The 20,841-nt window shown below is 56.0% G+C and carries 21 protein-coding genes, 1 tRNA gene and 1 pseudogene; 21 read left to right on the top strand and 2 right to left on the bottom strand.

Features of this window, described 5'->3' with window-relative positions; all coding sequences use genetic code 11:
• The first annotated feature begins 48 nt into the window (after positions 1 to 48).
• From C9E81_RS01680 to C9E81_RS01615, 15 genes and pseudogenes are all read left to right on the top strand, one after another.
• Positions 49 to 2,499, top strand: coding sequence for a hypothetical protein (locus C9E81_RS01680; protein ID WP_122110576.1), 2,451 nt, complete (start codon positions 49 to 51; stop codon positions 2,497 to 2,499).
• 168 nt (positions 2,500 to 2,667) lie between these two features.
• Positions 2,668 to 3,360: a hypothetical protein gene (locus tag C9E81_RS01675; protein ID WP_147457543.1), complete on the top strand. Its 693-nt coding sequence runs from the start codon at positions 2,668 to 2,670 to the stop codon at positions 3,358 to 3,360.
• A gap of 92 nt (positions 3,361 to 3,452) precedes the next feature.
• The gene (locus C9E81_RS01670) at positions 3,453 to 3,719 is read left to right on the top strand and encodes a hypothetical protein (protein WP_122110574.1); all 267 of its coding nucleotides are present in this window, start codon (positions 3,453 to 3,455) and stop codon (positions 3,717 to 3,719) included.
• Positions 3,720 to 3,886: 167 nt separating this feature from the next.
• A complete protein-coding gene (locus C9E81_RS01665; protein WP_122110573.1) occupies positions 3,887 to 4,423 on the top strand; it encodes a lysozyme in 537 nt (178 codons plus the stop codon).
• Positions 4,424 to 4,426: 3 nt separating this feature from the next.
• Positions 4,427 to 4,831, top strand: a complete 405-nt coding sequence (locus tag C9E81_RS01660; protein WP_122110572.1) for a hypothetical protein — start codon at positions 4,427 to 4,429, stop codon at positions 4,829 to 4,831.
• Between the two features lie 262 nt (positions 4,832 to 5,093).
• Positions 5,094 to 5,258, top strand: a complete 165-nt coding sequence (locus C9E81_RS22805; protein ID WP_166461786.1) for a hypothetical protein — start codon at positions 5,094 to 5,096, stop codon at positions 5,256 to 5,258.
• Between the two features lie 349 nt (positions 5,259 to 5,607).
• Positions 5,608 to 6,189: a dTDP-4-dehydrorhamnose 3,5-epimerase gene (gene rfbC, locus C9E81_RS01655; RefSeq protein ID WP_122111117.1), complete on the top strand. Its 582-nt coding sequence runs from the start codon at positions 5,608 to 5,610 to the stop codon at positions 6,187 to 6,189.
• Entirely contained in the window at positions 6,186 to 7,223 is a 1,038-nt protein-coding gene (gene rfbB / locus C9E81_RS01650; RefSeq protein WP_122110571.1) for a dTDP-glucose 4,6-dehydratase, read from the top strand. The genes rfbC and rfbB overlap by 4 nt, the downstream gene beginning before the upstream one ends.
• On the top strand, positions 7,220 to 8,071 hold the full coding sequence (gene rfbD / locus C9E81_RS01645) for a dTDP-4-dehydrorhamnose reductase (RefSeq protein WP_122110570.1): 852 nt from the start codon (positions 7,220 to 7,222) through the stop codon (positions 8,069 to 8,071). The genes rfbB and rfbD overlap by 4 nt, the downstream gene beginning before the upstream one ends.
• Positions 8,068 to 8,961 carry a glucose-1-phosphate thymidylyltransferase RfbA gene (gene rfbA / locus C9E81_RS01640; RefSeq protein ID WP_122110569.1) on the top strand — a complete coding sequence of 298 codons (894 nt, stop codon included), beginning with the start codon at positions 8,068 to 8,070 and terminating at the stop codon, positions 8,959 to 8,961. The genes rfbD and rfbA overlap by 4 nt, the downstream gene beginning before the upstream one ends.
• 154 nt (positions 8,962 to 9,115) lie before the next feature.
• Entirely contained in the window at positions 9,116 to 9,763 is a 648-nt protein-coding gene (locus C9E81_RS01635; RefSeq protein ID WP_122110568.1) for a sulfotransferase family 2 domain-containing protein, read from the top strand.
• The gene (locus C9E81_RS01630; protein ID WP_166461785.1) at positions 9,735 to 10,928 is read left to right on the top strand and encodes a glycosyltransferase family 61 protein; all 1,194 of its coding nucleotides are present in this window, start codon (positions 9,735 to 9,737) and stop codon (positions 10,926 to 10,928) included. The genes C9E81_RS01635 and C9E81_RS01630 overlap by 29 nt, the downstream gene beginning before the upstream one ends.
• Positions 10,929 to 11,068: 140 nt before the next feature.
• Positions 11,069 to 11,344, top strand: a pseudogene (locus C9E81_RS01625) (transposase); the annotation flags it as partial.
• A gap of 347 nt (positions 11,345 to 11,691) precedes the next feature.
• Complete coding sequence (locus tag C9E81_RS01620; RefSeq protein ID WP_122110566.1) at positions 11,692 to 12,738, top strand: GSCFA domain-containing protein; 1,047 nt, start codon at positions 11,692 to 11,694, stop codon at positions 12,736 to 12,738.
• The gene (locus C9E81_RS01615) at positions 12,738 to 13,490 is read left to right on the top strand and encodes a hypothetical protein (RefSeq protein ID WP_122110565.1); all 753 of its coding nucleotides are present in this window, start codon (positions 12,738 to 12,740) and stop codon (positions 13,488 to 13,490) included. Before C9E81_RS01620 ends, C9E81_RS01615 begins: the two co-directional genes overlap by 1 nt.
• A gap of 270 nt (positions 13,491 to 13,760) precedes the next feature.
• Here C9E81_RS01615 and C9E81_RS01610 read toward each other — a convergent pair whose 3' ends face one another.
• Together C9E81_RS01610 and C9E81_RS01605 are read right to left on the bottom strand one after the other, a co-directional pair.
• Positions 13,761 to 14,039: a hypothetical protein gene (locus tag C9E81_RS01610; protein ID WP_243698454.1), complete on the bottom strand. Its 279-nt coding sequence runs from the start codon at positions 14,037 to 14,039 to the stop codon at positions 13,761 to 13,763.
• Positions 14,040 to 14,132: 93 nt separating this feature from the next.
• A tRNA-Arg gene (locus tag C9E81_RS01605) sits at positions 14,133 to 14,209 on the bottom strand.
• A gap of 101 nt (positions 14,210 to 14,310) precedes the next feature.
• Between C9E81_RS01605 and C9E81_RS01600 the strand changes: the two genes are divergently transcribed.
• From C9E81_RS01600 to C9E81_RS01575, 6 genes are all read left to right on the top strand, one after another.
• Positions 14,311 to 15,336 carry a LacI family DNA-binding transcriptional regulator gene (locus C9E81_RS01600; RefSeq protein ID WP_122110564.1) on the top strand — a complete coding sequence of 342 codons (1,026 nt, stop codon included), beginning with the start codon at positions 14,311 to 14,313 and terminating at the stop codon, positions 15,334 to 15,336.
• A 102-nt stretch (positions 15,337 to 15,438) separates the two neighbouring features.
• Positions 15,439 to 16,248 (top strand): S49 family peptidase, encoded by an 810-nt coding sequence (locus C9E81_RS01595; RefSeq protein ID WP_122110563.1) that lies wholly within the window; start codon positions 15,439 to 15,441, stop codon positions 16,246 to 16,248.
• A 105-nt stretch (positions 16,249 to 16,353) separates the two neighbouring features.
• The gene (locus C9E81_RS01590; protein WP_122110562.1) at positions 16,354 to 17,280 is read left to right on the top strand and encodes a calcium/sodium antiporter; all 927 of its coding nucleotides are present in this window, start codon (positions 16,354 to 16,356) and stop codon (positions 17,278 to 17,280) included.
• A complete protein-coding gene (locus C9E81_RS01585; RefSeq protein WP_122110561.1) occupies positions 17,277 to 18,053 on the top strand; it encodes an SDR family oxidoreductase in 777 nt (258 codons plus the stop codon). Before C9E81_RS01590 ends, C9E81_RS01585 begins: the two co-directional genes overlap by 4 nt.
• A 300-nt stretch (positions 18,054 to 18,353) precedes the next feature.
• Positions 18,354 to 20,204 (top strand): excinuclease ABC subunit UvrC, encoded by a 1,851-nt coding sequence (gene uvrC / locus C9E81_RS01580; protein WP_122110560.1) that lies wholly within the window; start codon positions 18,354 to 18,356, stop codon positions 20,202 to 20,204.
• Between the two features lie 185 nt (positions 20,205 to 20,389).
• Positions 20,390 to 20,776 (top strand): hypothetical protein, encoded by a 387-nt coding sequence (locus C9E81_RS01575; protein WP_122110559.1) that lies wholly within the window; start codon positions 20,390 to 20,392, stop codon positions 20,774 to 20,776.
• Positions 20,777 to 20,841: the final 65 nt, after the last annotated feature.

The following is a 20,841-nucleotide window of genomic DNA, read 5'->3' as shown; positions in this document are numbered from 1 at the left end:
TACCCCGACAATCGCCCGCCATGCGCGGGCTTTTTGCTGTGAGGCCATATGTCCGTTCAACTGATCAATGAAATCCTGCGCGACTTCGAGCGCTATACCGGTGATGGCAAGCCGAATGAACCTGTCGGGCATCCTTTGCCGATCGGTGATCCGCGCAGCGGCACTCATGACCCGGCCAAGTATCGGCTGCGCGAACTGCTGCTGTCGATCCTGCAGTCCATGGGCGATCCGCAGGCACTGCAGGATATTCTTGATCAACTGGCGCAGAAGGCGGATCTCGCCAATGCTGTCAAATATTTCGGTTCACGCGCAGGCGCGGAGAGCGCAGGCCAGGCGGCACTGCCCGCTAGTTACGGGACCATTATGACGGGTGAGGGCGGCGTTGTGGCTCTTCGCGGTGCTGCTGTTGAAGACGACGATCCCTTGTTCGCAACTGCGCCATTCTGGGGTGTGCTTATTCGCATTCCGGTTGCTGAATTTGTGGCGCAACAGATCGGGCTTATCCATCTCGAGAATGTCGAGGGTACGCCCGACGCCATTACAGCAAGTATGTCGCCGGTCCTTGGTGCAATACAAGCTGACACGATCTTCGGCTTCAGCCCGATCGGGACAAACTCAGCACCGGATCCGACCGTTACGGTGAACGGCGTCACTGTGACCCTGAAAGACCCTGATGGCAGCGCGTTGCCGGTCGGGGTCCTGGACAACTCAGAATACTATATCTGGCGGGTCAACACCGCCCTGGAAGCCCGGCTCCTGTCCCGCCCCATCGGCTTCAATGAATGGATCGAGGCCATCAATGCGGTTCCGTCATTCGAAGCGGTTGCGGGCGGTGAGACGGTCGCGGATATCAACCTGCTGCAAAACGAACTGATCGAGGACGGGCCACCGCAAGAGCGCGGTTCTGTGGATGACCTGTCCCTTGTCGCGTCTGCCACATCCGCAGGATCAGGAAACATTGCTATATCAACGCCGTTGACCGGCGAGCATGTGACGGATGTTCTCAAGATTTTCGCGCCGGTTGCCGATACACTGTTTGTCCGCAGTTGGACCAGCCCGGACGCTATCAACTTCACAAGGCACGCCGAACAGGCAATAGAGGTCGCAGCTGGATACGGGGAATATCCCGTTGCCATCTCGGTCCCCTCTGGTGGTTATGTCGGTGCACAGAGCAGCGGCGGTGCTATCGGCATAAATGCCTCCGGAACGGCGTTCAGCTTTTACGCGGGGCAAGGGGATGCCGGCTTCACTGACTCGAACGGCACGGGGTCCAATTCATACACATTCACAATCACCCTGAAATCCAGAAGGCTGAAAGCCGGGGCCGCTGCGAATACCACATTCCTGACCTCCGTATGGATGTTGGGCCTGATGGGCCAGTCCAACGCTGTTGGCGCTCCTGCAACGACCCCTGTCACCACTCGGCAACGATACGGAGCCATTGGTTTCGATAACAAGGGCACGCTTCTCGCGCCTCTCACTGTGGCAGGGACCAGCACCGTGAACAACAGCGAGTGGCCCGGCATGGGACTAGCCCACGCGCTTCGGGATAGCATCATGTTTGCGGGCGGGACTTCGCCCACCAATGTCACGGAAGGCATGATTATCGGCCATTCCGCCAAGGGCGGCACACCCATTGCTCAGTTGGGGCCGGGTAGCGCCGAGTATAACGGGGCGCTGGAACAGATCACGGCGGCAGGGAATTACTGTATCTCTATCGGAGCAACACTCAATTACCTGGGTTCCGGTTGGATTCAGGGTGAAAACGATATTGTTGCCGCAACCCCCGAGGAGACCTATGAGGCTGCGCTTATCAATATCGCGGAGAGCCATGACGCCGATGCTCGGGCTGCCTTAAGCGCCCTCGGGTTCGACGCTGGTCGAAAATATCCCCTGTTTGTGGTTCAGACCACTTCGGGCCTGCCCTACGCACCTACCGCCGAGGCGGCGTGGGCCATTCCCAAGGCACAGCTTGACGCCTCGGATCAGTCGCCGTTGGTCCAGGTCGCCTGTCCGATGTATATGGCCCCGTTCGTTCAGTACAACCATGTTGACGGATGGGGTTCGAGGCTTCTGGGAGCCTATATTGCACGGGCTGCATACTTCTGGCGGACGTTTGATGTGGCCTATTCTCCGCTTCGGGCGGTGGATTGGTGGACCGAAGGAAACGATATCCTCATCGCCTACAGCCGCGACGGGCTGGTTCTGGATGCCTTGTGGCAAGTCCCGCAGCAGGCACAGGAGGGCTTTACCGTTTACGACGATCTCGGGTCCGAAGTGCCTATTGTATCCGTCACCGCGTCCGGCAATGAAGTTCGCCTAACTCTCGGCACCGCCCCGGCTCCGGACTGGCGCTGGACCTATGGCGAGAAGGCCGCGACAGGACTGCTTCCCTATGGTGGTGGCGCGGGCAATCTGCGCGACAGCGCTGGCGACTACAGGTCATTCGACGGCGTCCCGCTGCACAACGCGGCGCTGATGCAGGGCGGGGTGGTTTGATCCGCGTCAAACTGAAGAATGCTGCGCGGTCGTGAAGTCTACTATCTGCAATGTACAGGAGGAGTATCCAATGCTATCGCCGGGTTCGGCGCGAGCGGTTATTGAATAGCAGCATGGTTGCAATTTGCGGGTAGGTGTCGATAATTGCGCCGAGGATATGGTGGCGGGGTGTTCCGCTGGCTGCGAATGGGAACCCAAGTGAAAATCTGCATCATTGGCGACGAGCATGCCGAAGACCTCAAGGCCGCGTGGAATGATTGCCAATGGATCACTGAAAAGTATAGCGCCACGTACATACTGGCTGGTACCATGTTGGGCGTCAACACCGGATTTGATAATATCGAAGTTGAAGATTTTGACGTCTTCCTTTTGGTGGGCTTCAGTCGAAGGGTCGAAGACCTCGTACACACGTTTGCTTATCCGGGCGTCTCATCTCAAATTCGATCACTGGCTGTACGTGATTACTGGCGCGAGACGTTGCTGCCGAGAGTGACAGAACGTATTCTCGAGGCCTACGGTGCGCCAATTTTCCTGATGCACGACCCAATGCGCGCGTTACGTAAACCCGACCCTGCTCCCATCGGCGCCTATTCTGATATGATAGGGGCAAGCCAAGTTCAAGTATTCGATGATCTTTCGGCAACTCTGCTAAGACAGCCTAATTTCACGCTGAACGGTGGGATGTCGACGCAAGTGAAGTACCGCGTCAAGGGTACGAAGCAAGTGGGCGATGGCGCCGATGGTGTCTTTAAGCGGCAAAAGGCTAGGATGAATTCGGCCTTTTGGTTGGCGATGCTGGAAGCTCTGATGGAAGAAATTAGACAAATCAGAATCGAACGCCCGCGCTCCAAATACGCGTGAGAAGCGTTGTGACATTCGCCTAAGCTGTCGAAAACATACTCGACATCTGTAACCCGCTTCGGCGGGTTTTTTCATGCCTGAAAGGAGGCCACATGGCTTGGGAATTCGATCGCCGGATTAGCTTCGGCAACCTGATAGTGCTGGCCGGAATGGGCATCGCTGGCCTGATGGCCTACCGAGACCTGACCACACAGACAGAGCTTCTGATCCAGCAACAGGACACCAACACCAAAGCGATCTCTTCCAATGAAGGGCGCATCAGGTCGGTGGAATACACGACGGCCCGGCAGGATGAGCGGCTGATCCTGATTCTCGACAGCTTGCGCAAGATTGAGGCGAAGATCGACAGAGGTCCGTAATGAAATGACTGCGGCCGAGGGAAGCATGCCGAAAATTCCCTCCCACGGCCCCATGCCTCCCGTTCCGACAGGGAGTTGGTCTTGGGAGGCACAACCAGCCTAGTCACGTCGCAGACCATTCACTAGCCCGCCAAACGGCGAGCTTTTCTCATTTCATGGAGAACACCATGCTTCAGTTCCTGTCCACGCTTCTGGCGTGGTTGAAATCGCTTGTCTCGACAAAACGCAAGGCGACGATCACAACCGGCACTGCCGCGATCCTGGCCGCTGTTGCGGCCTTCGTCGGTCCCTGGGAAGGGGAGCGCACCGAAGCCTATCTCGATCGCGTGGCCAGCCCGCCTGTCTGGACCGTCTGCTATGGCGAGACGCGGGGGGTGAAGGCAGGTGATCGATACAGCTCGGCCGAGTGCAGCGAGATGCTGATCGACGCCCTGACGGATTACTATACCCCGCTTGTCACATGCATTCCCTCTCTCTCGCAGCAGCCCGAAGGCGTCCAGGTCGCGCTCACCTCTTGGTCCTACAACGTGGGCACCGGTGCCGCATGCAGCTCGACGCTCGCAAAGCGCGCCAATGCTGGCCGATGGCTGGATGCCTGCAATGAGCTCCCACGATGGAACAAGGCAGGCGGCCAGGTGGTGCAGGGCCTCGTGAACCGGCGCGCAGCCGAACAGAAACTTTGTCTCTCAGCTATTGGAGGATAAACCATGAGCATCATCGACAGCATCCAGAACATCGTGCAGCCGATCATCGTGGACTATGCCGCATGGCTGATCCTCGGGGCGCTCGGATGGTTTTTCCGCCGCCTGCCTGAACGCTGGCGAATCGACATCGAGGCCAAGCACCGCGAGGCGCTGCACCGGGCTCTCCATAGCGGTGCTGAACTGCTGATCGACACGCTACAGAAGCACCCGGCTGTTGCCGTCCCGGATCGGGCAATCGGCGAGATCGTAGATTACGTGCGCATGTCGGTGCCGGGTGCGATCCGCAGGTTGGGGCCTTCGCAGGCACAGCTGGAGCGGATGGCGCGGGCGAAGCTGCGGGAGCGGCTGGATGCCATCACCGGGCGGGACCGCTTGTCGGAGGCATTGGGGCGCGCAGGAGCGAGGTGAAGACCCGGCGTGTGCTGCCCGTTGATGAAGAAGGACGAGGTGGTGAAAGAGATGTAGGCAGTCTTTACGGTTCGGTGGCGGCAGGACTTGTCGTCGGTATCGCAGCAGGGCCGATAGTGCATTGCTTCAGCTTAATTTTTGGCAGCGGTGATAGGCGGATTTTCGCCCGTCACACAACTTTTATTTGATGGATTGCTCCGAAGGGAAGAGCCTAGACTCGCAACCGACGAGGCGTCACTCCAACGTACAAAGGATCATGAACATGGCGGGCAATGAAGATCGAAAGCGTCTCCGGCAACTGAATCAGCGTATCTCCATAAAGCGGGAAGATGTAGTACGTCTTCGCGAAGAACTTTCCACTCTAATCGCTGAACGCAAGGCTTTAAAAGAAAAACTGGCTGCGCAGACAGCTACATCAGAAAGCTAGACGATCCTGTCGCTGCTTTTCTGGATGTAGCGCGTATACGCTGTTGCGGATCTTTAGTCACCTCCACATATATTTCGTCATGATGATTCGAAGTTCCGTGTGTGTTGAAATTGTTGCGGCATTTCGTGAGCGGATGCCGTGTACAAGCTTGTACACCTTTGAAAGTGTGGTTCCTGGCAGTTTTGTAGCATGCCGCAGACATGAATATTCCTTTGTTCAAAAGGTGACGAAATAGGTTTGGGTAAAGTAGGAGAAGGTTCGCTTGTTACTGAATTGCGCAAGGGAGCAACCTTTAAGTCCCGTGTAGTTATTGATAGACGGGCATCCAAACCAATGGCTGAAGAACATCATGCTGATAGAAAAGACCGCACTTCCCGGCGTTCTCGTGCTTGTGCCGCAACGGCATGGCGATAACCGGGGTTTTTTTTCGGAAAGCTGGAACCGCAAGACGCTGTCTGAAGCGGGTCTGGAACTGCCAGGATTCGTGCAAGACAATCACTCGCTGTCGGCTTCTGCGGGAACCTTGAGGGGGCTGCACTTTCAGGCGCCGCCTCATCCCCAGGGCAAGTTGGTGCGCTGCGGGAAGGGCCGGCTTTTCGACGTGGCGGTCGATATCCGCAAGGGTAGCCCGACCTATGGTCAGTGGGTCGGCGAAGAGTTGTCCTTCGAGAACGGTCGGCAACTCTGGATCCCCGCAGGCTTTCTGCATGGCTTCGTCACACGGGAGCCGGACACGGAAATCTGCTACAAGTGCACCGATTATTACGCGCCGGAATGTGATGGCGGTGTGGCATGGGACAGCGCGAGCATCGATTGGGGGCTATCAGCCGTGCCGACCCTGTCGGGTAAGGACTCGGCCCAGCCCGCGCTTGCCGATTTCGACAGTCCTTTCATATATGAAGGCCCCTTCGATTACGAGGCAAACCTATGAAGATACTCGTGACTGGTGGAGCCGGGTTTATCGGTTCGGCAGTGGTGCGGCTGGCGGTTGCACGCGGGCATGAGGTCGTGAATCTGGACGCGCTGACCTATGCCGCGAATCCTGAGAATGTTGTCTCGGTGGCCGATAGTCCATTGTACCGTTTCGAGCAGGCCGATATCCGCGATCGTGCGGCGCTTGACCGGGTGCTGGAGACACATAGACCCGACGCGATTATGCATCTTGCGGCTGAAAGTCATGTCGACCGCTCGATCGATGGGCCGGGCGCCTTTATCGAGACCAACGTGACCGGCACCTACAATCTGCTCGAAGCTGCGCGTTCTTGGTGGCTGGCGCAGGATAGGCCTGAGGGTTTCCGTTTTCACCACATCTCCACGGATGAGGTATTCGGATCGCTCGGTGAGGAGGGCCAATTCACGGAAACGACGCCTTACGATCCACGCAGCCCCTATTCGGCCAGCAAGGCCGCCTCGGATCATTTGGTTCGGGCTTGGCACGAGACCTATGGCCTACCGGTCGTTTTGACTAATTGCTCGAACAATTACGGTCCTTTCCACTTTCCCGAAAAGCTGGTGCCGGTGGTGATCCTGAACGCGTTGCGCGGGTTGCCGATTCCAGTCTATGGCGATGGCGGCAATGTCCGAGACTGGCTTTACGTCGAGGATCACGCCGATGCGTTGCTACTTGTGCTGGAGAAGGGTAGGCTTGGCCGTAGCTATAATATTGGTGGCGAGAACGAGGTGAAGAATATCGATCTCGTCCGCACTATCTGTGCCGAGATGGACAGGCTGCGCCCGGATGCCGCGCCCCACAACCGGCTGATCAAGTTCGTTACCGACCGCCCTGGCCATGACCGTCGTTATGCGATCGACCCGATCCGGATCCGAACAGAGCTGGGCTGGCGGCCCTCGGTCACCATCGAGGAAGGGTTGCGCCGTACCGTCGAATGGTATCTGGACAACGAGAACTGGTGGTCTCCACTGCTGAGCCGGCAGGGTGTTGGCGAGAGGCTGGGTAAGGCATGAGCGGGTTGCTGGTCTTCGGCCGGACGGGACAGGTTGCGACCGAACTGGCGCGTGCGGTGCCCGAGGCACGCTTTCTAGGCCGGGACGAGGCAGATCTGTCCGATCCCGCTGCCTGTGTTCGCATCCTGCTTGCCTCGAATTGCGATGCAGTGATCAATGCTGCCGCCTATACGGCGGTGGATCGCGCTGAGTCCGAGCCTGAATCGGCCCATGTGGTCAATGCCGCCGCGCCCACCGCCATTGCCGGGGCCGCTGCGGCAGTGGGTGTGCCGTTCGTTCATATCTCGACCGATTACGTCTTTGATGGGTCGGGTGAAGCTCCTTGGAACGAAACCGGTCCCACCAATCCGCTGGGGGTTTATGGCAAGACAAAGCTGGCAGGGGAGCAGGGTATCGCAGCGGCGGGCGGTCAATGGGCTGTGCTGCGGACCTCATGGGTGTTCTCGGCCCATGGCGGGAATTTCGTCAAGACCATGCTGCGGCTCGGTCGCGAGCGCGAGACATTGCGCGTAGTCGCTGATCAGCATGGTGGTCCGACTCCGGCAAACGGGATAGCTGCCGCCTGTTTGACGATGATACAGGCGATGCTGTCGGATCGGACTAAGGGAGGCATCTATCATTTCTCGGGGGCGCCAGACACGAGCTGGGCGGGATTTGCGCGCGAGATCATGGCACAGGCCGAGCTGTCTTGCCGCATCGAGGATATCACCACTGCGGAATATCCGACTCCGGCTCGACGTCCTGCGAATTCCCGGCTGGATTGTCACGCGATCAGCCGCGATTTCGGCATTGCACGCCCCGACTGGCGAGCAGAACTCAACAAGGTTTTGGCGGAGATAGGCAGATGAGCAATCAGGCGGAATGCACCGGTCGGCGCAAGGGCATCATCTTGGCAGGGGGGTCGGGTACACGGCTGTACCCAATCACGATGGGTGTCTCGAAACAGCTGTTGCCAATTTACGACAAGCCAATGATCTATTACCCGATTTCGGTTCTGATGCTCGCTGGCATTCGTGAAATCGCGATCATCACCACACCCGAGGATCAGGATCAGTTCCGCCGTTTGCTCGCTGACGGCAGCCAATGGGGGCTGAGCTTTGACTATATCGTCCAGCCTTCTCCTGACGGACTGGCCCAAGCCTATATCCTGGCCGAAGAGTTCTTGGCGGGTGCCCCTTCGGCGATGATACTAGGCGATAACATCTTTTTCGGTCATGGTCTTCCCCAACTGCTCGAGGCGGCAGATCGTCGAATATCGGGAGGCACCGTGTTCGGCTATCACGTCGCCGATCCAGAACGTTACGGCGTGGTGGATTTCGACGAAACTGGTAAGGCCCGTGCAATCATAGAGAAACCAGAGGTTCCACCCTCGGACTATGCGGTAACCGGTCTCTATTTTCTGGATGGTACTGCGCCCGAGCGTGCGCGGCAGGTCAGGCCCTCAAACCGGGGTGAACTCGAAATCACAACACTTCTGGAGACCTATCTGCATGAGGGCAACCTGACCGTGGAGCAGATGGGACGCGGTTTCGCTTGGCTTGACACCGGCACCCATGGAAGTTTGCTGGATGCGGGAAACTTTGTGCGTACGCTGGAAAAACGCCAGGGTCTACAGACAGGCTGCTTAGATGAGATTGCCTATAATCAAGGCTGGATTGAGGCCGAGGAATTAGCTGAACGGGCACGAAAATTTGCCAAGAATGATTATGGGCGATATCTTGAGGCCATGTTACGTTAATCCCTTCTTCCCATTTAACTCTAGGTTGCATCCTATCTCTTGCCCATTCAAAGACTGAGAAGTGATCAATGTCGTAAATCGGATCTAAGTTGTCTTGCCCAGAAATCTGGGAATTTCTGACATTACCTTCTCACAAATATAAGAAGATCAAAAAATGCCAATATTTACCCGCTCAGATATATCCGCTCCCATTTTTTATTCGCATGTTCCGAAAACTGGAGGAACATATATTGAAGATCTATTTATTAAGAACGGGTATAAGCGGCATCTGTGGAACTCTCGCCCAAAGCGCACCGGATTTGTAGTTTCTCCCCAGCATTTTCATGCAGAAATATATATGAAAATTGTAAATTTTGGCCTTGTAAAGTGGAGCTTCATGACAGTGCGAAACCCACTTGATCGACTTCTTTCTGAGTTTAGGGCTCACCCTATTCCCGGGAAGAGAAAGTTTAAGGACTGGTTAAGTTATATTTCATCGGAGTATTCAAAGGACAATTACATTAGAGATAATCACTTGCGACCACAAGCTGAGTTTATGCGTGACGGCATCGAGTTCATCAAAACTGACGCTCATTTATCGGAAGATTGGGCAAAGTCAATTTCATTGGAACATGGGTTGGATTTCAAATACTTTTCTGTTGACAAGAAGAGAAATACGACCTCTAAGAAGAACTTCGCTCTTGATGATGAAGATCTTGATATGGCAATAGAATTTTGCCAAAAGATATATAAAAAAGATTTTGAAGCTTTCGGGTACAAAATCGAAGATGCAAATGCAGTTTCTGGACGGGATCGGCGATAATATGGAGTTCAGAAAATTTGATGATAACGCGGATAGTGCCACTATATCGAATAAGAAGCTTACTTATGAGGTGTTCGATGGCGCATATATAGTGCCAAAGTCAAAAGGCAATAAAAATAAGGGTGGAGTTTATCGCGCTGATGGTAGCCCAGTAGAAAAATCAGCACTGGCTAGAGGTAAGTTTTTATATCAATCACCGGGTAAGAGAAAATTTAATAATCCCGTAGAGATTCGAGATGAGAGCGTAGTTTTTGCCGGTCATTACTTTGACCATTTTGGTCATTTTCTTTTGGAGAGCCTTGCTAGAATTTGGGCTATATCAAGTGAGGAAAATGTAAGCAAGATTATTTATATTCCAGGGGAGGGTGTTGCAGGAAAATTTCTTCCCTTGTTAAGGGAGATTTTTCTGGATGCCTCCATTGAGGTGGAGATTCTGACTAGTCCGGTGAGATATAGAAAAGTCGTTGTTCCAGAGCCCGGAATAATTATCAAGAAGAGCATAAATTCCAATTATCAGAAGTATCTAAGGAAGATTTCTGAGAAGTTTTTCGATCCAAAATCTTTAGAGAAGTATAAGGAACCTTTGTATCTGTCTCGCGCAGGGCTTGGTCAAAAACAGAGATTGGCATATGGCGAGCGGGAGCTCGAAGCAGCATTGCAGGAAGCCCACATCCGCACTGTTCGACCTGAAAAATTGAAATTTTCAGATCAATTAAAGCTCATTCATCAGCATGACTTAATATTGGGGTTCGAAGGCTCCCAGATGCACAATGTTTTATTTTCTGATGGGGGGAAGAAGATCCTATATTTCGATTACAGGCCGGTAAACTCAAATTATGTAATGATAGATAAGCTGATGGGAAACGATTCTGTGTACCTCTCCACCGAGCCTCCTGCTGAGTACAGGAAATTTGTTCCTGGAGGCCTCACTTCGGAACCTTTCATTTTCGATCCCGGGAAGCTTTCATCAGATATACAAGAAATAACGGGTGTTAGAATATCTCCCCCTGTGATTACAAAAACATCTAGAGTTGAGTTTGCGGCTCATTGGTCTTCGTGGATGTGTAATAAGCTAATTTCATGGAGAGTGAAGGGGATTAAAAATGGACCGATGGATGCGGATTTATTTTCAAAGAATATGCGGGTGCTAACTTCAGCCATTTAGGACGTAACTAAAATTCAGATAGTGTGCGATTTTTTTGTACCGATATAAGCCCGCATTCGCCAAGTGATCCAGCATTTTTGCTGTCCCGATCGAAGTATATCCTATATAAATCAGGGAGTTGATGGTTTCGAGAGGCGAGTATGACGGTTCACCCAGCGGGTTTAGGTTCAGACCGGGGTAATCGGGTTGATTTCGACCGTCGTGTGCGGCTGGAGTTTCGCGGTGCGCAGATCAGTTCCGATGGCGGCCTCCTGGTGATCCGCGAGCTTGATGACGCGCTTGGCCTGTCCGATCTCGCAGCTGCGGTCCTGCGCGACAATCGCATCGGCAAGAACATTTGTCACCGGCTTGGCGGGCTGTTCCGGCAATCGGTCTATGGGCGGCTATGCGCAATTTCGGCCGTTACCCCGACCGAAGCCACCATTTGGCCGCAAGAACACTTGACCTGCTTGACTCGTCAGGCAAACATCCCATCATGCGGCAGGCCACATGGGGAATGTTGGTTGTGATGAATACCATAAATCGGATCAACAAGAAGATGACCTTTCGGTCCTACCTGTACTGATGTCGATCAGCAGGCCGTTCGGTCAATTACCCTGCGTTTCTATCAAGCAGGGCACACGACAGACAGATGACGAGTTTGGGAGCAAGACTTGACTGTTTGCGATTTTCGACCGATCAGTGCTTCGGATGAACGGTTTTAGCTCGCAGTGGGCAATTGAGTTAAATTTATGAATGCAACCGATTTGAGAGGAGAGGGCGCGTGAATCCATACGAATCCCAACCAGCAAAAGCATTTTGGGCCCAAGCCGTCGGTCGTCGCAGCATGTTCGATATCGACGAGTTAACCGTTCCGAAGTTCCGGTTGCTGCCACGGCATCGTGTTTCCACTTATGGTTCATGCTTTGCGCAACATTTCGGGCGAGCACTGGTCTCGCGTGGTATGTCGTGGCTCCAGACAGAGATGCCGCCAAAAAGACTGAGCGATGAGAGCCGAAAACGTTTTAACTACGAGGTGTTTTCCAGCCGCACAGGCAACATCTACACTACGCCTCTATTGCTTCAGTGGCTTAAATGGGCTACAGGCGAAGCGAAAATGCCAGACGAGATTTGGGAAAAGGACGGTCGGTTCTTTGACCCATTCCGCCCGGCTGTCGAACCATCTGGCTTCGCTTCTGTCAAGGAACTGCGCGCCTCCCAAGCCATAACGCTCGAGGCATTTCGACGCTCTGTAACCGAGTCCGATGTGTTCGTGTTCACGCTGGGACTGACTGAACGTTGGGTTAATAAACAGGGTTATGAGTATCCGGTTTGCCCTGGAACCTTGGCGGGTACTTTCAATCCAGAAGACCATATATTCGAAAATTTGGAATATAATCAGGTGCTGAAGTCTTTAAGGCAAGCGCTTAAAATCATGCGCAAGATGAATCGGAAACTGCGAGTTATCTTGACCGTATCTCCTGTTCCGCTTACTGCCACCGCAAGCGATAAACATGTCCTTGTTGCGACGATGCATTCCAAGTCGGTGCTTCGTGCAGTTGCAGGTCAGTTGGCCAAATCTGTTCGATTTGTTGATTATTTCCCCTCCTATGAGATCATCAACAGCCCCGCATTTAAAGGTGCGTTCTTCGAGCCAAACATGAGAAGTGTGCATCAAGAAGGGGTTAATTTTGTTATGTCTTCCTTTTTTAAGTGCCAAGAAGAGAAGTTCGGCAAAGCACCCCCTAAGCGCCGTCACAGAAAGATCAAGCAGAGCAAGGTAGATGTGGTCTGCGAGGAGGAATTGCTTGGAGCGTTCAGTAGTACCTGATGAAAGGCACCAATATGAAGCTCTGTATCGTTGGTAATTCGCATATTGCTTGCCTGCGCTCTGCGATGAACGGGAATGACAGTTTTTTCAAGAACAATGATGTTACATTTTTCGGTGCTCCGAGACGTATGTTGACGAAGCTCGCCACGGATCAAAGCGGACGAAAGTTGATCGCTCCGCCGCGCGTGGAAAGGTATCTTCAGAAAACCAGTGGCGGGCTTATTAATATTGAATTAGATAAGTATGACGCGTTCCTTGTAGGAGGGTTATCTTATGCGGTGCAAAGTCTTGTGCCGACGTTTGCCTCGGATCAGTATTCATCGGAAGTTCGGCGAGCGACAGTCAGGGACTACTGGACTAGCCAAACAATTAATCAGGTCATAGGTGTTCTTCGTTCAGTTTGTGCCGCTCCGATCTTTGTGATGCACGCGCCACTCGCGGCCGTTCTTGATCCAGTTCAGGTTCCGGAGTCAGTATACGCAAGCATGATCGAAACCAGCCAAGATGCCTATTTTGACGATTTCTCCGCTAGATTGCTGCGTCAGCCAGATAGCACGCTGAATGGAGGCATGGCAACGCGACGCGAATATTCTGTCGGCTCGGTGCGACTTGAAGGCGTGGGATCTGATGACTTGAAAGAGCATCACGAAGATGAAACCGAACATATGAATGCCGCCTTTGGGGGCATCATGCTGAATGTATTGGCCGAGGAACTATCCAGGGTTTCAGTTAGGAAAAGAGCTTCCGCCTAAACTCGTGATTTCCAATTTTGATCTATCTAACCCGTCCTTTCGGCGGGTTTTTTCATGCCCGAAAGGAGGTAATATGCCGAATAACGACCCGACGGAGAGTAACGCGACGACGCGATCGCGCATGCCAAGGATCGAGCGATCGCCATCAAGGGCCCGGTGCGGGTCATCGTACACGAAGGGCAGAGGCATGCCGAGGAAGAGTGGGTCGAAGAGGAATGGAAGCTCTTCTATCAGCGCGATGACCTGGAGAGCATCGGGTAATCCGAATCTCTATGCTTTGATCTCTTTCGCTAGCCTTTCGAGGGCTTCGATCGGAGCGTCATAGCTGTTTCCAGCCTTAGGGAACTTATCCCGCATTCCACGATAGAACGCGAGCTGTTCATCCAGTTGTTCGATTGGATAGGTTCCTGACCAGTATTTTCCGATCAGGGTGAATGTCTTGTCGTCGTGGGTCGTTTTCATGGGGAGGTATTGGCGCGGCGAGAGTTGGATGGCAACTGCCCGAAGCGCGAACAGATCGGGAATCGCTGTGTCAAATTTGTGCCACAACTCTATGCGCGTTCATGCCACGTTCTGCCGCATAGGGTTAAAGGGAAATCGGGCAGTGTCGAGGAATTTTGTGTTAAATCATAATCTTTTAAATGGTGACCCCGACAGGATTCGAACCTGTAACCTGCCCCTTAGGAGGGGGCTGCTCTATCCAGTTGAGCCACGGGGCCATGCCGGGCTGTTTTGGCCGGATTAAAAGAGATTGGCAAGGTTGTCGTGCGCATTGATGTTCGCTAACATCCGTTTGTCATCCTACTTTCACCGGCAGCACATGAACAATCCTCGTCCTCGTCGTCCGCTTACCCTACGTGATGTCTCAGAGGCTTCCGGCGTATCCGAGATGACGGTCAGCCGTGTGCTGCGCAATCGCGGCGATGTCTCGGCGGCAACGCGGGAAAAGGTGCTGACAGCCGCCAAGACATTGGGATATGTTCCCAACAAGATTGCCGGCGGACTGGCGAGCCAGCGGGTCAACCTTATCGCCGTGGTCATTCCCTCGCTGTCCAACCTGGTGTTCCCGGATGTGCTGGGAGGGATCTCTGCCGAACTCGACGATACCGGATTACAGCCGGTGATCGGAGTGACCAACTACTCTCCGGCGCGGGAGGAGATGGTGCTTTATGACATGCTGTCATGGCGGCCTTCGGGAGTCATCCTTGCCGGGGTGGAACATAGCAAGGCATCCCGCGCGATGCTGGGAAATTCGGGGATCCCGGTGGTCGAGATCATGGATACCGATGGTGAGGGCATCGATACGCTTGTCGGAATTTCGCATATCCGTGCCGGCCGCGAGATGGCGGCGCGGATCTTGAAGGCGGGCTATCGAAGGATCGGATTCGTCGGCACCCATATGCCCGAAGATCATCGCGCCCGCAAACGGATGGAAGGTTTCGAGCAGGGGCTGGCAGCCGCCGGGGTGCAGCTTGAAGCGCGTGAATATTACCAGGGCGGTTCTTCGTTGCTGAAGGGGCGCGAGTTGACAGAGCGGATCCTGGTCCGCGCCCCGGATCTGGATTTCCTGTATTTTTCGAATGACATGATCGGTGCCGGCGGATTGCTGCACTGCCTGGACAGGGGTTATGATATCCCGAATGGCCTGGGATTGGCGGGCTTCAACGGGGTGGATCTGCTGGACGGGCTGCCAGTGCGGCTGACCACCACGGACGCGCGGCGGGTAGAGATCGGACGACGGGCCGCAAGGCTGGTCGCGGGAAAGGAAGCACCGCCGGAAAGCCGGGTGATCCAGATGACGCCTACCTTCATGCCCGGCGATACGATCCGGGAACCCGGAGCCTGAGAACCTCCATTGTAACGATTTGATTGCCGCCGTTTTCACGCAATGAGCGAAAAACGCGGCCGCGCCTTGCCGGATGCCGGGGACGCGCATATGTGAAGCCGCATGCGTATTCCATTTCTCAATCGATTTCCGGGCCGGGGACCGCGTGTGTCGGTCCTTCGCTTGCAGGGTGCCATCGGCATGGCCGGACGTGGCGGCGGATTAAACGATGCGTCGCTTGCTCCGTTGATCGAGCGGGCGTTTCGTCGGGGCAAACCCGCTGCCGTCGCCCTGGCGATCAACTCTCCCGGCGGCTCGCCTGTGCAATCGTCGCTGATCGCTGCACGGATCAGGCGACTGGCAAATGAGACCGGGATTCCCGTTCATGCCTTTGTCGAGGATGTCGCGGCTTCGGGCGGCTATTGGCTGGCCTGTACGGCGGACGATATCTGGGCGGATGACAGTTCCATCCTGGGCTCGATCGGAGTGATCTCGGCCGGGTTCGGGTTTCACGAGCTGATCGGACGTTGGGGGATCGAGCGGCGCGTGCATACTGCGGGCCGCTCGAAATCGACGCTGGATCCCTTCCGCCCCGAAAATCCCGAGGATGTCGAACGGTTGCGCAATGTGCTCGAGCCAATCCATGCGGCTTTCAAGGAACATGTCATCGCCCGGCGCGGCGAGCGCCTGAACAAGGAACGTGATCTGTTCACCGGCGAGTTCTGGGCCGGCCGTGAAGCCGTCGATCTGGGGCTGGCCGATGGGATCGGTCATCTCGTCCCGAGGATCAAGGAGCTTTATGGCGATAAGGTCCGGTTCTCGGTTCACAGCCCGCGCAAGCCGTTTTTCCGCCGCCTCGGGCTGTCAGCCGATGCGGTGCTGGATGCCGCCGAGGAACGTGCGGCCTTCGCCAGCTTCGGGGCGAGAGGATGAGCGTCCGCTTCGTCATCGTCTTCTTGTTGGTCATGGTCATTCTGGCGCTGGTCAGCGGGCCCGGCTTCCGCAAGTTCCTGCTGAAACTGTTGGGGATAAATAAACGTGATCGTTGATCTGCTGTTGGTGTTTGCCGGGTTGGTTCTGTTGGTTCTGGGTGGCGATCTGCTGGTCAAGGGGGCGGTGAACCTGTCGTTGCGGCTTGGAGTCGCACCGGTCATTGTCGGACTGACGGTAGTGGCTTTCGGCACTTCCGCGCCGGAATTGCTGGTTTCGGTGTCGGCGGCGCTAACGGGGTCGACCGATATCGCGCTTGGCAATGTAGTGGGTTCGAATACCGCGAATGTGCTGATAATCTTGGGGGCATCCGCGTTTATCTCGGGGATCACCACGAAGGGGCATGACCTGCGCGCAAGCTGGGTCATGATGATGGCATCTTCCGTATTGCTGATCGCGCTGGCCTTTACGGGCGAGATCGGACGAGTAGAAGGCTTCGTGCTTCTGGCGGTATTAGCCGCGGTGCTGTGGCGGCAGATTTCAACTGCACGGGCTGAAAGGCCGGAGCAGGTCGAAGGGGCCGAACCGGGCGCGACGGGGCGGCAGATCGCGATATGGCTGATCGGCGGACTGATCGCCCTGCCGGTGGGGGCGCATCTGTTGGTAATGGGGGCGAGCGATATCGCCCGGTTGATGGGGATCAGCGAGGCAGTGATTGGCCTGACGCTGGTAGCGGTGGGCACTTCGCTGCCCGAGATGGCGGCTTCGGTCGCTTCTGCTGTGCGCAGGCGCGGCGATCTGGCGCTTGGCAATGTGGTTGGTTCGAATATCTTCAATATTCTTGCGATTCTTGGTATCACCTCTGTCGTCGCACCGTTGCCGGTTCCACCCCAGATGATGCATTTCGACCTGTGGGTGATGCTGGGCAGTTCGCTGCTGCTCGCGCCTTTCCTGTTTCGCGGCATTCCGATAACACGCCCGGTGGGAGGGGTGTTTCTGGCCGGTTACGCAGCCTATGTCTGGGTGTTGCTATGAGCGTTGCATTGGTGACTGGCGGGGCAAGGCGGTTGGGACGCGCCATGGCGCTTTGCCTGGCCGGGCGAGGTCACGACGTTGCAATCCATTACGATCGCTCTGCCGACGACGCCGAGGCGACCGTGGCCGATGTCCGCGCCATGGGAGTATCGGCGCAGGCTTTCCAGGCAGATCTGCTGGACGAGGGCGCCACGGCCGCGCTGATCCCAAAGGTGGTCGAACGCATGGGCCGCCTGGCGGTGCTGGTGAACAACGCCTCGATCTTCGAATACGATAATATCCACAGCGCCACGCTGGCGGGTTGGAACCGTCACATGGGTTCGAATCTGCGGGCGCCTTTCCAGTTGATACAGGGCTTTGCCGCGCAAGCTGCCCCCGCCGAGATCGATGATGCAGGCGAGCCGGTCGCGACGGGTCTGGTGGTCAATATGGTTGATCAACGGGTGCTCAAGCCGACACCGGAATTCATGACTTACTCGCTGGCAAAGGCGGGGCTATGGGCACTGACCCGCACCGCAGCGCAAGCGCTGGCACCGGGGATACGCGTGAATGCGATCGGACCCGGTCCGACCTTGATAGGCACCCGGCAAAGCCAGGATCATTTTGCCGCACAGCGTGCTGCGACGATCCTGCAGCGGGGCGCGGATCCTGGGGATGTGACTGGCGCGCTGGCATATTTTCTGGATTCCAAGGCAGTGACCGGGCAGTTGATCTGCGTCGATGGGGGGCAGCATCTGGGCTGGCGGACGCCGGATATACAGGGACACCGATAACTGCGGAAACTGCTTGACGTCACCTCTTGTCCACCGTGGAAAATCCCGCTCACGCGAATTACAGATTCTTGCCTGTTTTTCAGCCTCTTGGCGAGCGAAGATAAAAAAATGTTTGTTTTCAACCAAGTTAATTATTGCTTAACTTTTAGGCACGGTAACAAAACCGTAACAATTGCAGGACAAAGCCTTGCCCCCTAACAGCCTCTCCACAGAGTTATCCACAGATTCCGTGGAAAGGTTAACGCTTGCATTCGGTCTCGGGAACTTGCAGCCCGAGGCGGGAATCACCAATCTGATGCCATGAACCAAAAGACCGGCCACGCGCTGATCCAGGATTATCTTCGCACGCTCGAGCGCAGCCCCGGGGTTTACCGGATGCTGGATGCGCAGGGGGCGGTGCTTTACGTCGGCAAGGCGCGCGACCTGAGGGCGCGGGTGTCTAATTACGCGCGTCCCTCGGGGCATTCGGCGCGGATCGCGCGGATGATCCGCGAGACCTGCTCGATGATGTTCCTGACCACCCGAACCGAGACCGAGGCGCTGCTGCTTGAGCAGAACCTGATCAAGCAGCTCAAGCCGCGCTACAATGTGCTGCTGCGTGACGACAAGTCCTTTCCCAACATCCTGGTCGCCAAGTCGCATGCCTTCCCACAGATCAAGAAGCATCGCGGCGCCAAGTCCGAGAAGGGCGATTATTACGGCCCCTTCGCCAGCGCAGGGGCAGTGAACCGCACACTGAACCAGTTGCAGCGGGTCTTCCTGCTGCGCAATTGCACGGACTCGGTGTTCGAATCCCGCACTCGCCCCTGCCTGCTTTATCAGATCAAACGCTGCAGTGCCCCCTGTGTGGGCCGGATCTCGGAAAAGGATTATGCCGGGCTGGTATCGGATGCCGAGCGGTTCCTGCAGGGCAAGTCAACCGATATCCAGGCGACGCTTGCGCGCGAGATGGCCGAGGCATCGGAGGCGATGGAGTTTGAACGCGCAGCCGCCCTGCGCGATCGGATCAAGGCACTGACCGCTGTGCAATCCGTGCAGGCCATCAACCCGCGCGGCGTGGCCGAGGCCGATATCATCGCGCTGCATATGGAAAGCGGACAGGCCTGCGTGCAGGTGTTCTTCATCCGCGGCAATCAAAGCTGGGGGAATCGCGATTTCTATCCGCGTCTCGGCGGTGCGGAATCGCAGGACGAGGTGATGCAGGCTTTCCTGATGCAGTTCTATGACGACAAGCCGCCGCCCCGGATGATCCTGCTGTCGCACCCGCCCGAGGATCCGGAACTGACCGCCGAGGTGTTGGGTCAGCGGGCGGGGCGCAGGGTCGAGGTTCTCGCGCCGCAACGGGGCGAGAAATTCGAACTGGTGACCAACGCCCTGCGCAACGCCCGCGAAAGCCTTGCCCGCCGCATGTCCGAAAGCGCGGCACAGCAAAAGCTGCTGGCGGGAGTTGCCGAGGCCTTCGACCTGCCTGCCGCGCCGCGCCGGATCGAGGTCTATGACAACAGCCATATCCAGGGCAGCAATGCCGTGGGGGGCATGATCGTCGCCGGACCGGAAGGCTATGTCAAAAGCCAGTATCGCAAGTTCAACATAAAGGGCACCGAGATCACGCCGGGCGACGATTTCGGCATGATGAAAGAAGTTCTGACCCGCCGCTTCCAGCGATTGCTGAAGGAGGATCCCGACCGGCAGACCGAGGCATGGCCCGACCTGTTGCTGATCGATGGCGGCGCGGGGCAGGTCTCCGCGGTCGAAAGCATCCTGACTGAACTGGGCGTCGATGACATGCCCGTCATCGGTGTCGCCAAGGGAGTGGACCGGGATCACGGCAAAGAAGAGTTCCATCGCCCCGGCAAGCGTCCCTTCGCGTTGCGGATGAATGATCCGGTGCTGTATTTCGTTCAGCGGTTGCGTGACGAGGCGCATCGCTGGGCGATCGGCACGCATCGGGCGCGGCGGGCCAAATCGGTGATGGCCAACCCGCTGGACGAGATCTCCGGCATAGGTGCCGCACGTAAACGCGCATTGCTGGCGCATTTCGGCAGCGCCAAGGCGGTGAGCCGGGCGGGGCTGCCCGATCTGCAGGCGGTCGAGGGCATTTCTGCGGCGATGGCGCAGAAAGTCTATGATCATTTCCACGCCAAGGGGTGACATGTTCGGCGAAATATCGCCGATTCGTGTTCTGAATTCTTTTTATCGGAATTTCCTGAACTTGCCCGGTATTGTCAGGTTCCGAATGCCGCTTCTGGTTGTGTTGGTGTTATGATACCTCTTCCGTTAACCAGAATCGCGCTAATGTGACCACCTGCTCACCCGTTTCGCAGAAGGAGGCTGCCATGCCGCATTTCCCATGCTTCGGCATCAATGTGATCCGAACGCGGTTGTTTTCACCCGATGACGGGCTGTCGGATGATCGCTGGTCGGATTTCGAGGACGAACTGACCCGGCTGGATGCCACGATCACCGATATCAACATCTCGGGCAGCGACCCGACATTGCAGGTTCGCGCCAGCGATGGCGTGAACTGGACCATCGAACTGGGCGGCCACAGCCGTAACCGTGAAACCGGGCTGGAGGATGCGCTTGCCACACCCGGCGACCCGATCTCTGTCGTCGGCCGCTGCACGCATCATTTCGGCGAGAACCGTATCAAGGCGGTCAAACTGACTATTGGCGATCGCGATTACCAGCTTTATCCCGAAGAACTGGACGGTGCCTCCTGACCCGGGGGCGCCGCCATCGATCCGGTGCGGCCGTTACCGCTGTGCTACGCTTTACCATCATTTAC

It is taken from the genome of Paracoccus alkanivorans (genome assembly GCF_003697785.1).
Taxonomy (GTDB): Bacteria; Pseudomonadota; Alphaproteobacteria; order Rhodobacterales; family Rhodobacteraceae; genus Paracoccus; species Paracoccus alkanivorans.
Note: the sequence above shows the minus strand (reverse complement) of the source record. Positions and strands in the feature narration are given on the sequence as shown.